The organism is Ciceribacter lividus, assembly GCF_003337715.1.
Taxonomy (GTDB): domain Bacteria; phylum Pseudomonadota; class Alphaproteobacteria; order Rhizobiales; family Rhizobiaceae; genus Allorhizobium; species Allorhizobium lividum.
Window position 1 is genome coordinate 286,400 of the sequence record NZ_QPIX01000001.1, and the last position, 16,185, is coordinate 302,584.

Annotated in this window: 15 protein-coding genes and 1 tRNA gene; 9 read left to right on the forward strand and 7 right to left on the reverse strand. The window is 64.6% G+C overall.

The window, feature by feature from the left end:
- Positions 1–24: 24 nt before the first annotated feature.
- On the reverse strand, positions 25–1,230 hold the full coding sequence (gene carA / locus DFR48_RS01485; protein ID WP_114361382.1) for a glutamine-hydrolyzing carbamoyl-phosphate synthase small subunit: 1,206 nt from the start codon (positions 1,228–1,230) through the stop codon (positions 25–27).
- Between the two features lie 329 nt (positions 1,231–1,559).
- On the opposite strand from carA, the gene DFR48_RS01490 reads away from it, so the two are divergent.
- On the forward strand, positions 1,560–2,009 hold the full coding sequence (locus DFR48_RS01490) for a GatB/YqeY domain-containing protein (RefSeq protein WP_114361806.1): 450 nt from the start codon (positions 1,560–1,562) through the stop codon (positions 2,007–2,009).
- 56 nt (positions 2,010–2,065) lie between these two features.
- Here the strand turns inward: DFR48_RS01490 and DFR48_RS01495 are convergent, their stop codons facing one another.
- Positions 2,066–2,398: a BrnA antitoxin family protein gene (locus tag DFR48_RS01495; protein ID WP_114361383.1), complete on the reverse strand. Its 333-nt coding sequence runs from the start codon at positions 2,396–2,398 to the stop codon at positions 2,066–2,068.
- On the reverse strand, positions 2,364–2,813 hold the full coding sequence (locus DFR48_RS22370) for a BrnT family toxin (RefSeq protein WP_342634906.1): 450 nt from the start codon (positions 2,811–2,813) through the stop codon (positions 2,364–2,366). The genes DFR48_RS01495 and DFR48_RS22370 overlap by 35 nt, the downstream gene beginning before the upstream one ends.
- Positions 2,814–2,874: 61 nt before the next feature.
- Here DFR48_RS22370 and dnaG point away from each other — a divergent pair, with 61 nt between their 5' ends.
- The 3 genes from dnaG (at position 2,875) to DFR48_RS01515 (ending at position 8,532) form a co-directional block, all read left to right on the forward strand.
- The gene (gene dnaG, locus DFR48_RS01505; protein ID WP_114361385.1) at positions 2,875–4,866 is read left to right on the forward strand and encodes a DNA primase; all 1,992 of its coding nucleotides are present in this window, start codon (positions 2,875–2,877) and stop codon (positions 4,864–4,866) included.
- A gap of 413 nt (positions 4,867–5,279) precedes the next feature.
- On the forward strand, positions 5,280–7,328 hold the full coding sequence (rpoD, locus tag DFR48_RS01510; RefSeq protein ID WP_114361386.1) for an RNA polymerase sigma factor RpoD: 2,049 nt from the start codon (positions 5,280–5,282) through the stop codon (positions 7,326–7,328).
- Positions 7,329–7,503: 175 nt separating this feature from the next.
- Positions 7,504–8,532, forward strand: a complete 1,029-nt coding sequence (locus tag DFR48_RS01515) for a DUF930 domain-containing protein (protein WP_114361807.1) — start codon at positions 7,504–7,506, stop codon at positions 8,530–8,532.
- 8 nt (positions 8,533–8,540) lie between these two features.
- Here the strand turns inward: DFR48_RS01515 and DFR48_RS01520 are convergent, their stop codons facing one another.
- Positions 8,541–9,146 (reverse strand): LysE/ArgO family amino acid transporter, encoded by a 606-nt coding sequence (locus tag DFR48_RS01520; RefSeq protein ID WP_114361387.1) that lies wholly within the window; start codon positions 9,144–9,146, stop codon positions 8,541–8,543.
- Positions 9,147–9,238: 92 nt separating this feature from the next.
- Here DFR48_RS01520 and DFR48_RS01525 point away from each other — a divergent pair, with 92 nt between their 5' ends.
- Together DFR48_RS01525 and DFR48_RS01530 are read left to right on the forward strand one after the other, a co-directional pair.
- On the forward strand, positions 9,239–10,129 hold the full coding sequence (locus DFR48_RS01525; RefSeq protein ID WP_114361388.1) for a LysR family transcriptional regulator ArgP: 891 nt from the start codon (positions 9,239–9,241) through the stop codon (positions 10,127–10,129).
- 77 nt (positions 10,130–10,206) lie between these two features.
- Positions 10,207–10,584: a YybH family protein gene (locus DFR48_RS01530; protein ID WP_170141773.1), complete on the forward strand. Its 378-nt coding sequence runs from the start codon at positions 10,207–10,209 to the stop codon at positions 10,582–10,584.
- Between the two features lie 6 nt (positions 10,585–10,590).
- Here the strand turns inward: DFR48_RS01530 and DFR48_RS01535 are convergent, their stop codons facing one another.
- Entirely contained in the window at positions 10,591–11,058 is a 468-nt protein-coding gene (locus DFR48_RS01535) for a heme-degrading domain-containing protein (protein ID WP_114361390.1), read from the reverse strand.
- Positions 11,059–11,176: 118 nt separating this feature from the next.
- Here DFR48_RS01535 and DFR48_RS01540 point away from each other — a divergent pair, with 118 nt between their 5' ends.
- Both DFR48_RS01540 and DFR48_RS01545 read left to right on the forward strand, forming a co-directional pair.
- Positions 11,177–11,596: a secondary thiamine-phosphate synthase enzyme YjbQ gene (locus DFR48_RS01540; RefSeq protein WP_114361808.1), complete on the forward strand. Its 420-nt coding sequence runs from the start codon at positions 11,177–11,179 to the stop codon at positions 11,594–11,596.
- A gap of 134 nt (positions 11,597–11,730) precedes the next feature.
- A complete protein-coding gene (locus tag DFR48_RS01545) occupies positions 11,731–12,126 on the forward strand; it encodes a hypothetical protein (RefSeq protein ID WP_114361391.1) in 396 nt (131 codons plus the stop codon).
- Between the two features lie 83 nt (positions 12,127–12,209).
- On the opposite strand, the gene DFR48_RS01550 is transcribed toward DFR48_RS01545, so the two are convergent.
- The gene (locus DFR48_RS01550) at positions 12,210–12,950 is read right to left on the reverse strand and encodes an SIMPL domain-containing protein (RefSeq protein WP_114361809.1); all 741 of its coding nucleotides are present in this window, start codon (positions 12,948–12,950) and stop codon (positions 12,210–12,212) included.
- A gap of 150 nt (positions 12,951–13,100) precedes the next feature.
- Here DFR48_RS01550 and DFR48_RS01555 point away from each other — a divergent pair.
- Positions 13,101–13,176: transfer RNA gene (locus tag DFR48_RS01555), tRNA-Ile, on the forward strand.
- A 364-nt stretch (positions 13,177–13,540) separates the two neighbouring features.
- On the opposite strand, the gene DFR48_RS01560 is transcribed toward DFR48_RS01555, so the two are convergent.
- The coding region (locus tag DFR48_RS01560; protein ID WP_170141774.1) for a putative Ig domain-containing protein at positions 13,541–16,185 on the reverse strand (2,645 nt) is incomplete at its 5' end.

Below are 16,185 nucleotides of genomic sequence, written 5' to 3' on the forward strand. Positions count from 1 at the left end.
TGATCCGCTAATAAGAGAGTCCGATCAGCGCTCTGCGAGCGCCGCTTCGCCCTTTCTCTCGCGCACCATGTTCATGAAGCGGCGGAAGAGATAGTGGCTGTCCTGCGGACCGGGCGAGGCCTCCGGGTGATGCTGGACCGAAAACACCGGCTTGCCGACGAGGCGCAGGCCGCAATTCGAGCCGTCGAAGAGCGAAACGTGAGTCTCCTCAACGCCTTCCGGCAGCGACTTCGAGTCGACCGCGAAACCGTGATTCATCGAGACGATCTCGACCTTGCCGGTGGTGAAGTCCTTGACCGGATGGTTGGCGCCGTGGTGGCCCTGGTGCATCTTCTCGGTCGTGCCGCCGAGCGCCAGCGCCAGCATCTGGTGGCCGAGGCAGATGCCGAAGACCGGCAGGCCACTGTCGATGAGCTTGCGGATGACCGGTACGGCATAGACGCCGGTCGCGGCCGGGTCCCCCGGGCCGTTCGACAGGAAGATGCCGTCGGGATTGAGCGAAAGGATTTCCTCGGCGCTGGTCGTCGCCGGCACCACCGTCACCTTCGCGTCGAGCCCGGCAAAGAGGCGCAGGATGTTGCGCTTCACGCCGTAGTCGACGCAGACGACGTGGTACCGGGCGTTCTCGGCGCCGAGCGTGCCAAAACCCCTGTTCCAGACCCAGGGCGTTTCCGTCCAGACTGAAGACTGGCCGGAGGTCGCGACCTTGGCGAGGTCGAGGCCTTCGAGGCCGCTCCAGGCCTTCGCTTCCGCCTTCAGCGTTTCGAGGTCGAAGACGCCGGCCGGATCGTGGGCGATCACCGCGTTCGGGGCACCGTTCTCGCGGATCCAGGCCGTCAGCGCGCGGGTGTCGACGCCGCAGAGGCCGATGATGCCACGGGCTTTCAGCCAGGCGTCGAGATGCTGGGCGGCGCGGTAGTTCGAAGGATCGGTGATGTCGGCCTTGAAGATCACGCCGACGGCGCCGTTGCGGGCGGCAGGCGTCAGGTCTTCGATGTCTTCCGCGTTGGTGCCGACATTGCCGACATGCGGGAAGGTGAAGGTGACGATCTGGCCGAGATAGGAAGGATCGGTCAGGATTTCCTCGTAACCGGTGAGCGCGGTGTTGAAGCAGACTTCCGCCTGCACCTTGCCCGTCGCGCCGATTCCGCGGCCCTCGATCACGGTGCCGTCGGCGAGAACGAGAAGGGCGGTTGGCTTGCGGGTGGTCCAGGGGGCTGTCGCGGTCATATTCCGTTCCTTGGTTTAGCCGTCTGCCCCCGGTTCCCTTGAAGAACCGGCTGACAGTGGCCATTTTCTGTCGCAGATCGAGGCTGCGCGGCAAAGCGCGCTTGAAGCCCTGATTACATTTTCGTGCAGGTGCCGGAAAATAGACGGATCGCTCCGCCAGGTCAATTCTTCACTGTGGAAACCGTGGAATTAACGTCCATCGGATTCAACGGCTTGTCTAATTGATTTGCCTGAGCGGACGCCACTGGCTATTACTGCGGCTCAACTGACAAGGAAAAGCCACAATTGACCGAGCCTGCCGAACGGCTTTTTCGCGGAGAAAGATCATGATGCGAGACGTGCTCGCCAATTCCCTCAAGGATGCCCTGAAGGCCAAGGATACGTGCCGGACGTCGACGTTGCGGCTGATCCAGGCGGCGATCAAGGACCGGGACATCGCCAATCGCGGGCTGGGCAAGGACCCGGTCAGCGACGACGAAATCATGCAGATTCTCGTCAAGATGATCAAGCAGCGGGACGAATCCGCCCGCATCTATGCCGAGAACGGACGTCCGGAACTCGCCGCCCAGGAGCGCGAGGAAATCGGCGTCATCAAGAGCTTCATGCCCGAGCAGCTGTCGGAGGAGAAGGTGCGCGAACTCTGCGCCTCCGTCATCACCGAAACCGGCGCGCAGGGCCTGCGTGACATGGGCAAGTGCATGAACGCGCTCAAGGAGCGCTATCCCGGCCAGATGGACTTCGCCAAAGCTTCCGGCGTCGTCAAGGACCTGCTGAAGTAAACAGCGCCATTTTGAAACGGACTGCTGCAACTCCGCCTTCGGGCGGAGTTTTGCGTTCAGCGCTTCGAGCGCTTCTGCTCGGTCACGAAATGGCGCAGGACCGCGTTGATGCGCGTCTGGTAGCCCTTGCCGGTCGCCTTGAAGAAATCGACGATATCCTCGTCGAGCCGGATCGAGATCGCCGTTTTCTGTGGCGGGGTCACGGCCACGGCCTTCGACCAGTCGATGTCGATAAAGTCCTGCCAGTCGGGATCGTCACGCATGGCCGCGACGATGTCCTCGTCGGTCATGGCATCGACGCGTTTCCAGTCGGTGCGGCTCTTTTCGCCCCTTGCCCGTTTGCGCAGTATGTCCTCACGGGTAACGCGCGTAATATTCTCGTTGCTCATTTGGCCGTGCGACGCGAGCTGAAATTATCCGGCAGATATCACCTCTCACCGTATAGACTATGGCGATCAGGCGTAAGTCATCCGGGCAGATTGCAACCGTGCGTCTCTCTCCATTTCTATCGGAAGGATACTCGACACGCGGCAAGGCCAAGGCCAATACGGCGTCTTCGAAATCAATCCCGTGTTTCTCTATATTCCTCAGTCGCTTGTTTTCGTCCCATTCGAAGCGGGAGAAGTCTGGTTGAGAGACATCCATAGGCACCGCTTCCTTCGGGACGAAAGAGGTTGGACTCAGTTTTGTCCGCTCGCCCCACGAGCTCTCTGGTCGCCGCGGCGTCGACAAAGACCAAGTCGACAAAATTGTATATACAAACGTACGTACGGTCAACGGCTGTGAATAACGGGTATGGATCATCGGCGCGATGGCATTTGCCGTGCAGGCGGCCTATATGGGTGGATCGACCCCGAGGACATTCATGCGTTTTTCCCAACCCTTTCTCGACGAGATCCGCGACCGCGTGCCGATTTCGGCGGTGATCGGCCGGCGCGTGTCCTGGGACCGGAAGAAGACCAACGTCTCGCGTGGCGACTACTGGGCGTGCTGCCCCTTCCACGGCGAGAAATCGCCGAGCTTCCACTGCGAGGACCGCAAGGGGCGCTACCACTGCTTCGGCTGTGGCGTCACGGGCGACCATTTCCGCTTTCTCACCGATCTCGAAGGCCTGAATTTTCCGGAGGCGGTCCAGCAGATCGCCGATATGGCCGGGGTACCGATGCCGGCGCCCGATCCGCAGGCCGAGCGTCGGGAGAAGGAGCGCACGACCCTCCTCGACGTCATGGAGATGGCGACGGTCTTCTTCCAGGAGCAGTTGCAGACGGCGAACGGCGCCAGGGCGCGGGCCTATCTGCGCGAGCGCGGCCTTTCCGGGCGAACGATCGAGACCTTCCGCCTCGGCTATGCGCCGGAGAGCCGCAATGCGCTCAAGGAATATCTCGCCGGCAAGGGCGTGCCGAAGGAACAGATCGAGGCCTGCGGCCTCGTGCGGCACGGCGACGACATTCCCGTCTCCTACGATTATTTCCGCGACCGCATCATGTTTCCGATCCTGTCGTCGCGCGACAAGGTCATCGCCTTCGGCGGCCGCGCAATGGCGCCGGATGCGCTGGCGAAGTACATGAACTCGCCGGAGACCGAACTCTTCCACAAGGGCAGCGTGCTCTACAACTTCTCCCGCGCGAGACGGGCGATCCAGGGGGCGGGCGGTGCCGATACCATTATCGCCGTCGAGGGCTACATGGACGTCATCGCGCTCGCCCAGGCGGGCGTGGCGAATTCCGTCGCGCCGCTCGGCACGGCGCTCACCGAAAACCAGCTCGACCTCATGTGGAAGATGACGCCGGTTCCGGTGCTCTGCTTCGACGGCGACGGCGCCGGCCAGCGGGCCGCCTTCCGCGCCGTCGATCTCGCCCTTCCGCATCTCAAACCCGGCCGCTCCGTCCGCTTCGCGCTGCTTCCGGACGGCAAGGATCCGGACGATCTCGTCAAGCACGAGGGCCGCGCGCCCTTCGACAAGGTGCTCTCCGAGGCGCGTCCGCTCGCCGAGATGGTGTGGCGACGCGAGGTCGGGGGCGGCGGCTTCGACACGCCGGAAAAGCGCGCTGAGCTCGAGGCGCGGCTGAAGCAGGTGATCTCGGTCATCGCCGACGAGAGCGTCAGGCGGCATTACCAGCAGGACGTCCGCGACCGCCTCAATGCCTTTTTCCAGTCGAGCGCGCCAGCCGGTCGCGGCGAACGTCGCGGCGGCTTCGAGCGCGGGCAGCGGCAAGGGCAGGGCAGGGGCGGGGCGCCCGGACAGGGCTACGCGCAGCGTGGTGCGGCGGTCTCCGAGCGGCTGGCGCGGTCCGGCATGGTCAAGGGCCGGTCCGACCAGCCGACGCTTCGCGAGAGCGTGCTGGCACTCACCGTCGTCAACCATCCGCAGATCCTGCAGGACGACTACGACGAGATCGCCCAGATCGAATACGAGAGCCGCGACCTGCAGCGCCTCTGGTCGGCGCTCCTGACCGCGGCGGCGGGCGCGGGCGCGCATCTTGACCGCGACCATCTGACGGCAAAGCTGGACGAGCAGGGCTTTTCCGAACTCATCCGCAGTCTCGACCAGCAGATCCGCAATGCGCGGCTCTGGACCGCGACCGAGATCGCCGCCGGCGAGGATGCGCGCGAGGGCTACCGGCAGGCACTGTCGCTGCACAAGCGTGCGCGGGCGCTGAAGACGCAGCGGCTCGAACTCGAGCGCGAGATCGCGGAGGCGACGGAAGCGGAGGATGCCGATCGCATCGGCCAGCTGATCGGCGCGCTGCATCAGGTTCAGCTCGAGATCACCCGCATGGAAAATCAGGAGGCGATCGTCGACGGCTTCGGCGTAATGTCGGGACGGGTGAAGGGTGCTGCGACCGGGCACCATTAGACGGCTCGCTGGGCGATCGCCGGCAATATCGGCTTCGGCGGCGCGCTCCCCCTTGTCTTCCGCGGTTTCGATCCTACATCTGCGTTGACAAACGAGGCTGATGGCTCGTTGCCGCGGTTTTTTCCAATTTTCCTGGGTATTGACGCCTGGAGAGCTTGACGCCGGGAAAATTTGTGGGAATCACCAGAACGGGCATTTGTAGGTGAATTGGATCAGGGCGGATCTATATTACCATGTGCGGTCATTCGGAAGCGCAGATGTGCGGCGTGGCCGTGGGTACTCCCGTAGTTAATCGGGGATTAAAGATCATTCCGTTAGGTCAGTGACTGTGATTCGCGGCGGACAGGGCCGGTTGGGGCCTGTCCGCGTGGTGTCACGTGGTAATGACAGCGTCAGGGAAAGCGACGAGATACATGGCAACCAAAGTCAAAGAAAACGAAGAAGCCGACAGCGAACGCGACGGTGCGACGGACGGTCCGCTTCTCGATCTTTCCGACGACGCGGTCAAGAAGATGATCAAGGCGGCGAAGAAGCGCGGCTACGTCACCATGGACGAGCTGAACTCGGTGCTGCCTTCTGAGGAGGTCACCTCGGAGCAGATTGAAGACACCATGTCCATGCTTTCGGACATGGGCATCAACGTCGTCGAGGACGAAGAGGTCGAAGAGGCCGCAGCCGACGACGACGACGGTGGTGACGACGGCGAGGAAGGCGGCGAACTGGCGCCGACCGCCGGCACCGCGCTCGCGACCGCCAAGAAGAAAGAGCCGACCGACCGCACGGACGATCCCGTGCGCATGTACCTGCGCGAAATGGGCTCGGTCGAGCTTCTCTCGCGCGAGGGCGAAATCGCCATCGCCAAGCGCATCGAGGCCGGCCGCGAGACGATGATCGCGGGCCTCTGCGAAAGCCCGCTCACCTTCCAGGCGCTGATCATCTGGCGCGACGAACTGAACGAAGGCACGACGCTGCTCCGCGAGATCATCGATCTCGAAACCACCTATTCCGGTCCCGAGGCCAAGGCTGCTCCGCAGTTCCAGAGCCCGGAAAAGATCGAGGCCGACCGCAAGGCGGCCGAGGAGAAGGAAAAGACCCGCCGCGCCCGCGCGCCGAGCGGCGACGACGACATCACCAATGTCGGCGGCGAAGGCCTGCCGCCGGAGGAAGAGGAAGAAGACGAGGACGAGAGCAACCTGTCGCTGGCGGCGATGGAAGCCGAACTGCGTCCGCAGGTCATGGAAACCCTCGACCTCATCGCCGACACCTACAAGAAGCTCAGGAAGCTGCAGGACCAGCAGGTGGAGGCGCGTCTCGCCTGCGCCGGCACGCTGTCCTCCGGCCAGGAACGCCGCTACAAGGAACTCAAGGACCAGCTGATCACGGCGGTGAAGTCGCTGTCGCTCAACCAGAACCGCATCGATGCGCTGGTCGAGCAGCTCTACGACATCAACAAGCGCCTCGTTCAGAACGAGGGCCGGCTGCTGCGTCTTGCCGAATCCTACGGCGTCAAGCGCGAGGCCTTCCTCGAACAGTATCAGGGCGCGGAACTCGATCCGAACTGGATGAAGTCGATCGGCAATCTGGCGGCGCGCGGCTGGAAAGAATTCGCCCGCGAGGAAAACCAGACGATCCGCGACATCCGCTCGGAGATCCAGAACCTCGCCCAGGAAACCGGCATCTCGATTTCGGAATTCCGCCGCATCGTGCACATGGTGCAGAAGGGCGAGCGTGAAGCGCGCATCGCCAAGAAGGAGATGGTGGAAGCCAACCTCCGTCTCGTGATCTCGATCGCCAAGAAGTACACGAACCGCGGCCTGCAGTTCCTCGACCTCATTCAGGAAGGCAATATCGGCCTGATGAAGGCGGTCGACAAGTTCGAGTATCGCCGCGGCTACAAGTTCTCGACCTACGCCACCTGGTGGATCCGGCAGGCGATCACCCGCTCGATCGCCGACCAGGCCCGCACGATCCGCATTCCGGTGCACATGATCGAGACGATCAACAAGATCGTCCGCACCTCGCGCCAGATGCTGCACGAGATCGGCCGCGAGCCGACGCCGGAAGAACTGGCCGAAAAGCTCGCAATGCCGCTCGAAAAGGTCCGCAAGGTCCTGAAGATCGCCAAGGAGCCGATCTCGCTCGAAACCCCGGTGGGCGACGAAGAAGATTCGCATCTCGGCGATTTCATCGAGGACAAAAACGCGCTGCTGCCGATCGATGCGGCGATCCAGGCGAACCTCCGGGAAACGACGACCCGCGTTCTCGCCTCGCTCACCCCGCGTGAAGAACGCGTGCTGCGCATGCGCTTCGGCATCGGCATGAACACCGACCACACGCTCGAAGAAGTCGGCCAGCAGTTCTCGGTGACGCGCGAACGTATCCGCCAGATCGAAGCCAAGGCGCTCCGCAAGCTCAAGCACCCGAGCCGGAGCCGCAAGCTCAGAAGCTTCCTGGACAGCTGAGAAACGGTCTGCAGACGTAAGAAAAACAGAAGCCCGGCGAGAGCAATCCCGCCGGTCTTTTTGTTTTTATCTCGCGGTGGCGCTTCTCGTTGCCCGCGGGTAACGGCGCGCATTTCTCTTCTGCCGCCGGTCATGCGGACTTTATCCCGTCTCCTTTCCGACTTACATGCTCTGCATGAACGACGAGACGGCAAGGCCGCGCAGCAGCAGCACTCTCCGATGGGGCATACCGGCCTCCGTCGCGCTGCATCTCGTCTTCGCTGCCGTTCTCTTCTTCGAGCTGCCCTTCGAGATGCCCGCGCCGCAAAAGGAGGAGAGCGTTAGCGTCGAGATCGTGCCGCCGCCGGAGGAGAAGAAGCCGGAGCCGCCGCCTCCTCCGGAGGACGAGAAGAAGGAAGAGCCGCCTCCGCCGCCACCGCCGCCCAAGGCAGAAGAAAAGAAGGCGGAGCCGCCCCCTGCCACCGGGGGGCAGCCGCCGGGCGGGCGTGTGCCGATCCCGGTGCTGCGTCCGGTCTTCGCCTTCGGCGAGAAGGACAGCGGCCCCCGCAAGGCGCTCGACGGCAATGCCGCGGAGGAACCGGCGGCAAAGCGTCCCGAGGAGAAGCCGCAGGTCGAGCCCAAGCCTCCGGCCGAGACGGCGGAGAAGAAGGAGCCCGCCGCCGGTGCGAAGCCGCAGCCTGCGATCGATCTCCCGAAGGCCGACATGATGGACGAGACGGCCAAGCCCGGGGCCGGCGATCTCGCCGCGGAAACGATCGCCGCGCTCGAGGAGGCCGCGCCGGAAAGCCCGCCGGAGGCCGAGCCGAAGCCGGATGCGCCCGCCAAAGGGGATGCGCCGAACGACCTTCCCGACGTGAAGACGCTCTTTTCCACCGCGATCACCGACAACCCGGTCGCGAAGACGGCGATGGGCGACATGCCGCGGGACGAGCGCGCCGCCGAGCTCTGCGTGACGGAGCTCCGCGAGCAGCTCCGCCGTGCCTCGCCGCCCTACCGGCCGGAGCTCCTGCCGTCCTTCGGGCTGAAGACCGGGACGGTGCTCGACGTCCGCAACGCCGCCTTCCGGGCGAGCGCCCGCTGGTACGAGTTGCGCTTCCGCTGCGAACTCGACGAGGACGCGATGAGCGTGCGCTCCTTCGCCTTCGCGGTCGGCAAGGAAATCCCGAGGAGCGAGTGGAAGAACCGGGGCTTTCCGGTCTTCTGAGGCCCTTGTTACCCGAGAAACGCAAGGCGGCCGGCGATCGTCCACATGACGAGTGCGATCACGCCGTCCAGCAGGCGCCAGGCGGCGGGCCGGGCGAAGAGGGGACGCAAGAGGCGCGCGCCGTATCCGAGCGAGAAGAAGAACAGGAAGGAGCCGGCCGCCGCGCCGATCCCGAAGGCGGTCTCCCGGCCGGGATACTGGGTCGAGATCGAACCGAGCAGCACGACGGTGTCGAGATAGACGTGCGGGTTGAGCCAGGTGAGTGCAAGGCAGGTCGCGAGCGCCGCCGCGAGGCTCTGCGCCTCGGCGCCGGAGGGGTCGAGGGCGGCATTGCCGGCGATCGCCGCGCGCAGGCTCTTCAGGCCGTAGACGGCGAGAAAGGCGACGCCGCCGAAGCGCAGCGCCGGCTCCAGCCAGGGCAGGGCGCCGGTCGTGGCGCGAAAGCCGGAGACACCGGTCGCGATCAGCACGGCATCGGAGGCCGCACAGGTGAGGCAGATTGAGAAGACGTGCTCGCGCCTCAGCCCCTGACGGAGCACGAAGGCGTTCTGGGCGCCGATCGCGACGATCAGGCTGAGGCCGAGGAAGAAACCGGAAATCGCTGCTGTCGTCATCGGACCTCTCCGTCAAGAATGGTCTTTGACTACGCCTCGGCGACGGATTAGAAAAATTAAATTTCCGTGGCTAGAGTAAGAGAAATTTACCGATGATGGACTATGCGCTGCTGGATGCGCTCGCAACCGTTCTCCGTGCAGGGAGCTTCGAGAAGGCCGCGCGCCTTCTCGGCCTGACGCCTTCGGCGGTGTCGCAGCGGATAAAGCTCCTCGAGGAGCGTCTCGGCCTCGTGCTCGTCGTCCGCGGCCAGCCCTGCACGGCGACGCCTGCCGGCCAGAAACTCTTCCGACACGTGGAGGAGGTGGCGCTGCTTGAAAACAGCCTGCGCGAGGAGATCGGTGTCAGCGCGATCCCCGCCGAACGTCCGAGCATCCGCATCGCCGTCAATGCCGACAGCCTCGCGACCTGGTTCGTCTCGGCCATGGCGGCGGTCGACGAATGCCTGTTCGACCTCGTGCTCGACGACCAGGACCACAGCGCCGAGTGGCTGCGGCGCGGCGAGGTGCGGGCGGCGGTGTGCGGCGACAGCGGCGCCGTGCAGGGCTGCGACAGCCGCCCGCTCGGGGCGCTCCGCTACATCGCGACCGCGAGCCCGGCCTTCGTCCGGCGCTGGTTTCCGGACGGCGTGACGCCCGAGGCGCTCGCCGCTGCGCCCTGCCTCACCTTCAACGCCAAGGACATGCTGCAGGCGCGCTGGATCGGAAAGGTGTTCGGCGAGGCGGTGGCGACGCCGACCCACTGGCTCCCCTCGTCCGAAGCCTTCGTCGACGCGACGCTCGCCGGCATCGGCTGGGGCATGAACCCGGAGGCGCTGGTCAAGGACCTGATCGCCGAAGGCAGGCTGGTGCCGCTCGTCGAGGATGCGCCTTACGACGTGCCGCTCTACTGGCACTGGAGCCGGTCGGTGCAGCCGGCGATCCGCGGCATCACCGCGGCAGTGATGGAGGCCTCCGGCGCCGTCCTGCTGCCGCCGGAAACATGAGCGCCGGCTGCCCCTTGCCGCGGCGGCTGCCGCGCGCTACCTCCTCGGAATGGGTGGAGAAGCGGGGGAGAAGAAAGATGCGCCTCAAGAGCCAGATCGATGCGAGCCTCGCAGCGCTCAACCGTCGCGATTTCGAGGCCCTGATGGGGCTGATCGACGACGATGCCGCGCTCGACATGCCGGACGGCAGCCGGGTGATCGGCGCCGAGTCGATCCGCAACACGCTCGCGGCCTTCATCCTCGGCCGCGACATCCGCTTTTCCGACGTCGTGGTGATGACCGGCGAGGCGGATCTCCGCGATGCGGCCGAGGTGACGCTTTCGGCCGTCACGAGGGCAGCGCCCGGCGAGGACGAGCCGGAAGAGGGACGGGTTTCGCTGCCGGCGGTCGTCGTCTTCGAACGCGACGACGGGCCGTTCCAGAGAATCAGCCTCTTCTGCGCGACGCCGCTCTGAGCCGGTTTACGACAGATAGTCTTCGAGGACGTTGACGATCATCGCGTGGTCTTCCTCCGAGGCAAGCCCGGAGACGGTGATGGCGGCGACGACGCCGGTACCGGTGACGCGGACCGGGAAGCTGCCGCCGTGGCAGGCGTAGTCGAGCGGATCGAAGCCGTGGTCGGGACCGAGCGTGCGGCCCTTGAGGCGGTAGCTTTCGCCGACGCGCATCGAAGACTTGTGGAGTCTCAGCGTCACGTTGCTCTTGCGCCGGGCCCAGTGGTCGTTGTCGGGAGAGGAGCCGGGGAGCGCAGCATGGAAGAGGGTGCGGTCCGGCGTGCGGATGTCGATGACCACCGGCGCCCCATCCCGCCTTGCCGCCTGGACCAGCCGCTCGCCGACCTCGTAAGCCACCGTCTCGTCAAAGGCCGCAAAGACCAGCGCCTTCTCCTGCGCCTCGAGTTCGTCGATCAGGCTGGTGTCCGTGCTCATGGCGTGCTCCTCTGCTGGACGTGACGGTCGCTGTGGACCTTGCGGCGGCGCGGCATCGAATGTCAAATGCATCCGCCCCGACGGCAGGGGCGAGAACCGGCCGACGACGGAGGTGAACGTGCCGCAGACCATTCTCACCATCGCGACGTCGGGGCAGGGCCTCTACGAATTCACCGGCGAGGCGCGCCGCTTCGTCTCCGGCTATAGTGGCGAGGGTCTGCTGACGCTCTTCGTCCGCCACACCTCCTGCTCGCTGTTGATCCAGGAAAACGCCGATCCTTCGGTGCAGGACGACCTCACCCGATTCCTGCGCCGGCTGGTGCCATCCGCCGACGATCCGTCGATGCGCTGGATCACCCACGACAGCGAAGGGCCGGACGACATGCCGGCGCATATCAAGGCGGCGCTGACGCCCGTCTCGCTCTCCGTGCCGGTCAACGACGGCCGGCTGCTCCTCGGCACCTGGCAGGGCATCTATCTCTTCGAGCACCGCGACCGGCCGCACCGGCGTTCCGTCGTGCTGCACCTTTCCCCATGATTCGCCGCTTTCGGCCGATGAACGGCGAGTGAACGGCGGGTTCTGACAGCGTTCAGCCCCGCGCCGCTATCGTCTTCCCAATCGACAGGCAAACGGAACCCGAGGGTTCCACGCCACAGACCAAGGAGGAAGACATGCGCAACATTCTCGCAAAGGCAGGCCTTGCGGCCCTGATCGCCCTCGGTGCGGTTTCTGCGACGGCCGGCTCGGCTGCGGCAGGTTCGGACTTCGGCGTCGGCATCTATATCGGCGAACCCGGCTACTATCCCGGCGAGCGCCGCGGCTGGGAAGATCCCTACGGCCGTTACGAGCGCCATGACCGTTACGAGCACCATGACCGCTACGAGCGTCGCCAGTACCGGCCCTGCAATCCCGGCCGCGCGGTCGAGAAGGCCCGCTGGAACGGCCTTCGCCATGCCCGCGTCCAGCGCGTGACGCCGCGCAAGGTGGTCGTCGCCGGCTACCGTCATGGCGACTACGACCGGATGGTTTTCGCCAACGTGCGTGGCTGCCCGATCATCGGCTACTGATTGCGCCCACACCGCTGGGGGGCGCCGGCCGCTTCTGCCTCGGGTCAGGTCCGGGCAGGAGCGGCCGTTCGCATTTTTTCGGCCTACTGCTTGATCGCGTAGGTGATGTTGACCGTCACGCTGTAGCTGTTCTCGCCGGCCTCGATCGGAGCCGGTGCTCCGGCCATCATGTCCTTCTCCATGGCGGCGCGGAACATTGGCTGCGGCATCGGACGGGCGAAGTTTTCGCTGATCTCCACCACGCGGCCGAGCGTCACGCCGGCGGCTTCGGCGAGCGTCTTCGCCTTGGCGATCGCCTCGGCGGCGGCGGCCTTGCGGGCCTCGCTGATCGCGGCGTCGGGCTTGTCGTTGGTGAAGACGATGCTGCCGCCCTGGTTGACGCCGAGCCGCACCGACTGGTCGATGATCGCGCCGAGCTTGCCGAGATCGCGCACCCTGACCGTCAGCCCGTTGGTGACCGCATAGCCGATGATTTCCGGCTCGCGGATCTGTTCGTCGTCGTTGCGGTCGCGGTAGCGCGGCATGACCGAGAAATCGCTGGTCTGCAGGTCGCGTGCCTCGATGCCGCCGGCCTTCAGTTCGGCAATGACCTTGCCCATCGCCTCGGTGTTGGCGGCGAGCGCTTCGGCGGCGGTCGGCGCTTCGCGCAGAACGCTGAGCGAGAGGATTGCGAGGTCCGGGGCCAGTTTCGCCGCGCCCTCGCCGGAGACGATGATGGTGGCTTCGCGCAGCTTTTCCTCTTCGGCGAAAGCAGCGGCGGGGGAAAGCGTGGTGGCGCAGGCGAGTGCCGCGAATGCGAGGGAAGGCAGGATACGGCTCGTCATCATCTAGTCCTCTGGTTGATCGGTCCCTTCGCATAGCGTGATGGCGGGTGATTGTGTAGCCATTGCGGCAATGGCTTGTCGCCTCCACCGAATTGCGTTAGAGCGAGACCTTGCCGGCGGGGACCATTGCCGCCGGCGGCGCCTGGCGCCGGGCCTGTAGCTCAATGGTCAGAGCCGGCGGCTCATAACCGCTTGGTTGGGGGTTCGAGTCCCTCCGGGCCCACCATCTCTTTAAGCTTCTGAATTCCTGTAGACTTTTAAACACCCGTTTCCCGTCATGCGCGGTGACGTACACACGATTGTGCGCATCGCGGCCACTGAACGGGGTCGTTATGTATCTTTGCGACGGTCTTCCGGGTTTGCGTTCCGGCAACGGGTCCCGGCGGGGTTTCAGGAAAAACGCGGGTCTTCGTGTGTCGGAGTCGGATCTGGTCTGCTTCCGGCAGAACAAGCGTATCGTCGTGCTCGGGTTCTCGCTGGGGCGACGGAGATCGAGGAGCCGCACATGGCGCGCGAAATGCTTCTTACGGAACGACAAAGGCCGCCGGGTGGGGCGGCCTTTGCCTCAGCTGCTTCGGCGTGGGGAGCGATCAGAACCTCTTGACGGCTCCGACCCTGGCTCCGATGGATTTCTCGCCGTCGCCTTCAATGTTGAAGAGCAGACTCGAGTCCAGCGTCCACATGTCGGCTGTCTGCAATGACAGTCCGGCGGTGACGGAGCCAAAGGGGCCTGCGCCGTCGAGGCCTGAGACGCCGCCCGTCAGCCCGAGCTTCGGCGTCAGTTTCGCACCGCTCTCGAGCGTGAACGATCTCGCGATTTCCGCCCCGAGGCTGACGCGGAACTGCTGTTCGTCGAAGCCGTCGATGCCGATCGTATCGCCAGCGCTGTTCTTGACGGAGTAGTCCTTGACCTTTTCCAGGAAATAGAGCGCTCGCAGCTTAGGGGTCAGTGTCGTGTCTTCGTCGAGAGCCCACTGTCCTTCGATCGAGGTATCGGCCATCCAGCGCTCCGACTCGAACGTGCCGTCCCAGAACTCGGTGTCGATCGTGTTGCTCGATCCGCCGTAAAGCAGGCTGGTATTCCAGAATACGCCCTTGCCGATCTCAAACGACGCATAAGGCCCGGCCATCCAGCCATTGCCGGTCAGCTTGGCATCCGTGTCGGTCGGATCGGTCATGTAGTCGTAGTGGAAGGACAGACCGAGCAATGACTTGTCCGTGAGCAAGTAGTCTGCTCCCAGATTGATCATGCCGAAGAGGCCCCACTTGTTGCCGTTCACGTCCTTGTCGTTGTGAGCGAGAAACGTGCCGTCGATCCAGATATTGAAGGGCGACGAGTAGCCTCCCGGCGCGCCGTCAGTGGCCTCTTCCGCGGATGTCATCTGCGCAAGGCTGGTGGAGAACTGAGCCGTCATACCGTTTTCTGACGGCATCATGCGCGCGGTCACAGGCTCGGTCGCCTGTTCCATCTGCCGGCGCTGTAGCAGACCCGGAACCTTGATGGACGAGGCAATCATGTTCTGGCGCGATCGCACGAAGTCGTGCACGAGCAGGTTGACGTCAGAGGCCACCTGCGCTGCATCCATTGCAATGCTGTAGGTCACCATGCCCGTATTGGACGTGCCGAGATCGCTGGTCAGCCGGAAGCCAACCTGGACCTGACCGGTATAGGCAGGGTTCGGCGTGAATTGGAGATACCAGCCGACGGGGATTGTAACCGCACCGGCCTGCGCCAGTTGCCCCCGAATGATCGTTGCAGTGCCTGCACTGGATGGCTTCACGTAGGTCATTTCTGCCTTGGTGAACGGACCACCTGTTGCGCCGCGGTTTAGATAGACATCAGTAGGAGACGACCCGGCAGGTACAACGACTACCTGATCGGTGACGGTGACCACACGCGATTTCACAGTCAGGGTATAGCTCGCCGTTCCCGTCGAACCATTGCCGTCGCGAACCTGGATTGTGAAGGAATAGTCCTTAGCTTCCGCGTCGACAGTGAGTGGACCGGTTAATTCGCCGGTGGATACGTTGAGCGTCAACCCCTTCGGTAAAGTTCCGGAAGCGAGGCTGTATATCAATGTGCCCCTGCCGCCTGTCGCGCTGATCGACTGGCTGTAATCCTCTCCGACCATCGCTGCCGTCAGCGCGCCGCCCGACGGGGTAAAGACGAAGGTCGCTGCAGGTGGCGCCACCGTCAGCGTATAGGTGCCCTCTCCGGTTGTGCCATTGGCGTCGGTGGCTTTGACGGCGAAGCTATAGCTTCCGGCCGTCGTCGGTGTTCCGGACAGGATGCCTCCGGAGGAGAGCGTGAGGCCTGCGGGAAGCGAACCGGATGCTACGGCATAGGTGTAGGGCGCGGTGCCCGCGGAGGCGGACATGGTTTTGCTATAGGCCGTCGCGACGGTTCCGTCCGGAAGGGCGCCGCTGGCGGGCGAGAAGGTGAGGGTCGGGGCGGTCACGGCGATCGATACCGTGGCTGCCGTCGAGGTTCCGGTCGCATTGGTGGCGGTATAGGTGAAGCTGTCGGAACCGGAATAGCCTGCCGTCGGTGTATAGGTGATCGACGTGCCTGAGGCGGTCGCGGTGCCGTGGTTGGCCTGTGTGTCGACTGCGACGGACGCTGCGGAGCCGCCGCTGATGTCGAGCGTGATCGGATTGGCCGAGGAATTGGCCGCAACCGTCGCGGTGACCGCACCGGCGACAGGCGCCTGCACTCCGATGGCGACTGTATAGCTGGCTGAGGTCGCGGCGTTGTTGGCGTCGGTGGCTTTGACGGCGAAGCTATAGCTTCCGGCTGTCGTCGGTGTTCCGGACAGGATGCCGCCGGAGGAGAGCGTGAGGCCTGCGGGAAGCGAACCGGATGCTACGGCATAGGTGTAGGGCGCGGTGCCAGCGGAGGCGGAGATGGTTTCGCTATAGGCCGTCGCGACGGTTCCGTCCGGAAGGGCGCCGCTGGCGGGCGAGAAGGTGAGGGTCGGGGCGGTCACGGTGATCGATACCGTGGCTGCCGTCGAGGTTCCGGTCGCATTGGTGGCGGTATAGGTGAAGCTGTCGGAACCGGAATAGCCTGCCGTCGGTGTATAGGTGATCGACGTGCCTGAGGCGGTCGCGGTGCCGTGGTTGGCCTGTGTGTCGACTGCGACGGACGCTGCGGAGCCGCCGCTGATGTCGAGCGTGATCGGATTGGCCGAGGAATTGGCCGCAACCGTCGCGGTGACCGCACCGGCGACAGGTG

Bases quoted from the DNA above. Each gene is read 5' to 3' on its own strand.
- DFR48_RS01535 (WP_114361390.1), bottom strand. From the start codon at position 11,058: ATGAGCACGGACACCAGCCTGATCGACGAACTCGAGGCGCAGGAGAAG.
- DFR48_RS01520 (WP_114361387.1), bottom strand. From the start codon at position 9,146: ATGACGACAGCAGCGATTTCCGGTTTCTTCCTCGGCCTCAGCCTGATC.
- DFR48_RS01490 (WP_114361806.1), top strand. From the start codon at position 1,560: ATGCGAGACGTGCTCGCCAATTCCCTCAAGGATGCCCTGAAGGCCAAG.
- DFR48_RS22370 (WP_342634906.1), bottom strand. From the start codon at position 2,813: ATGATCCATACCCGTTATTCACAGCCGTTGACCGTACGTACGTTTGTA.
- DFR48_RS01550 (WP_114361809.1), bottom strand. From the start codon at position 12,950: ATGACGAGCCGTATCCTGCCTTCCCTCGCATTCGCGGCACTCGCCTGC.
- dnaG (WP_114361385.1), top strand. From the start codon at position 2,875: ATGCGTTTTTCCCAACCCTTTCTCGACGAGATCCGCGACCGCGTGCCG.
- DFR48_RS01530 (WP_170141773.1), top strand. From the start codon at position 10,207: ATGCGCCTCAAGAGCCAGATCGATGCGAGCCTCGCAGCGCTCAACCGT.
- DFR48_RS01545 (WP_114361391.1), top strand. From the start codon at position 11,731: ATGCGCAACATTCTCGCAAAGGCAGGCCTTGCGGCCCTGATCGCCCTC.
- rpoD (WP_114361386.1), top strand. From the start codon at position 5,280: ATGGCAACCAAAGTCAAAGAAAACGAAGAAGCCGACAGCGAACGCGAC.
- DFR48_RS01515 (WP_114361807.1), top strand. From the start codon at position 7,504: ATGAACGACGAGACGGCAAGGCCGCGCAGCAGCAGCACTCTCCGATGG.
- DFR48_RS01495 (WP_114361383.1), bottom strand. From the start codon at position 2,398: ATGAGCAACGAGAATATTACGCGCGTTACCCGTGAGGACATACTGCGC.
- carA (WP_114361382.1), bottom strand. From the start codon at position 1,230: ATGACCGCGACAGCCCCCTGGACCACCCGCAAGCCAACCGCCCTTCTC.
- DFR48_RS01525 (WP_114361388.1), top strand. From the start codon at position 9,239: ATGATGGACTATGCGCTGCTGGATGCGCTCGCAACCGTTCTCCGTGCA.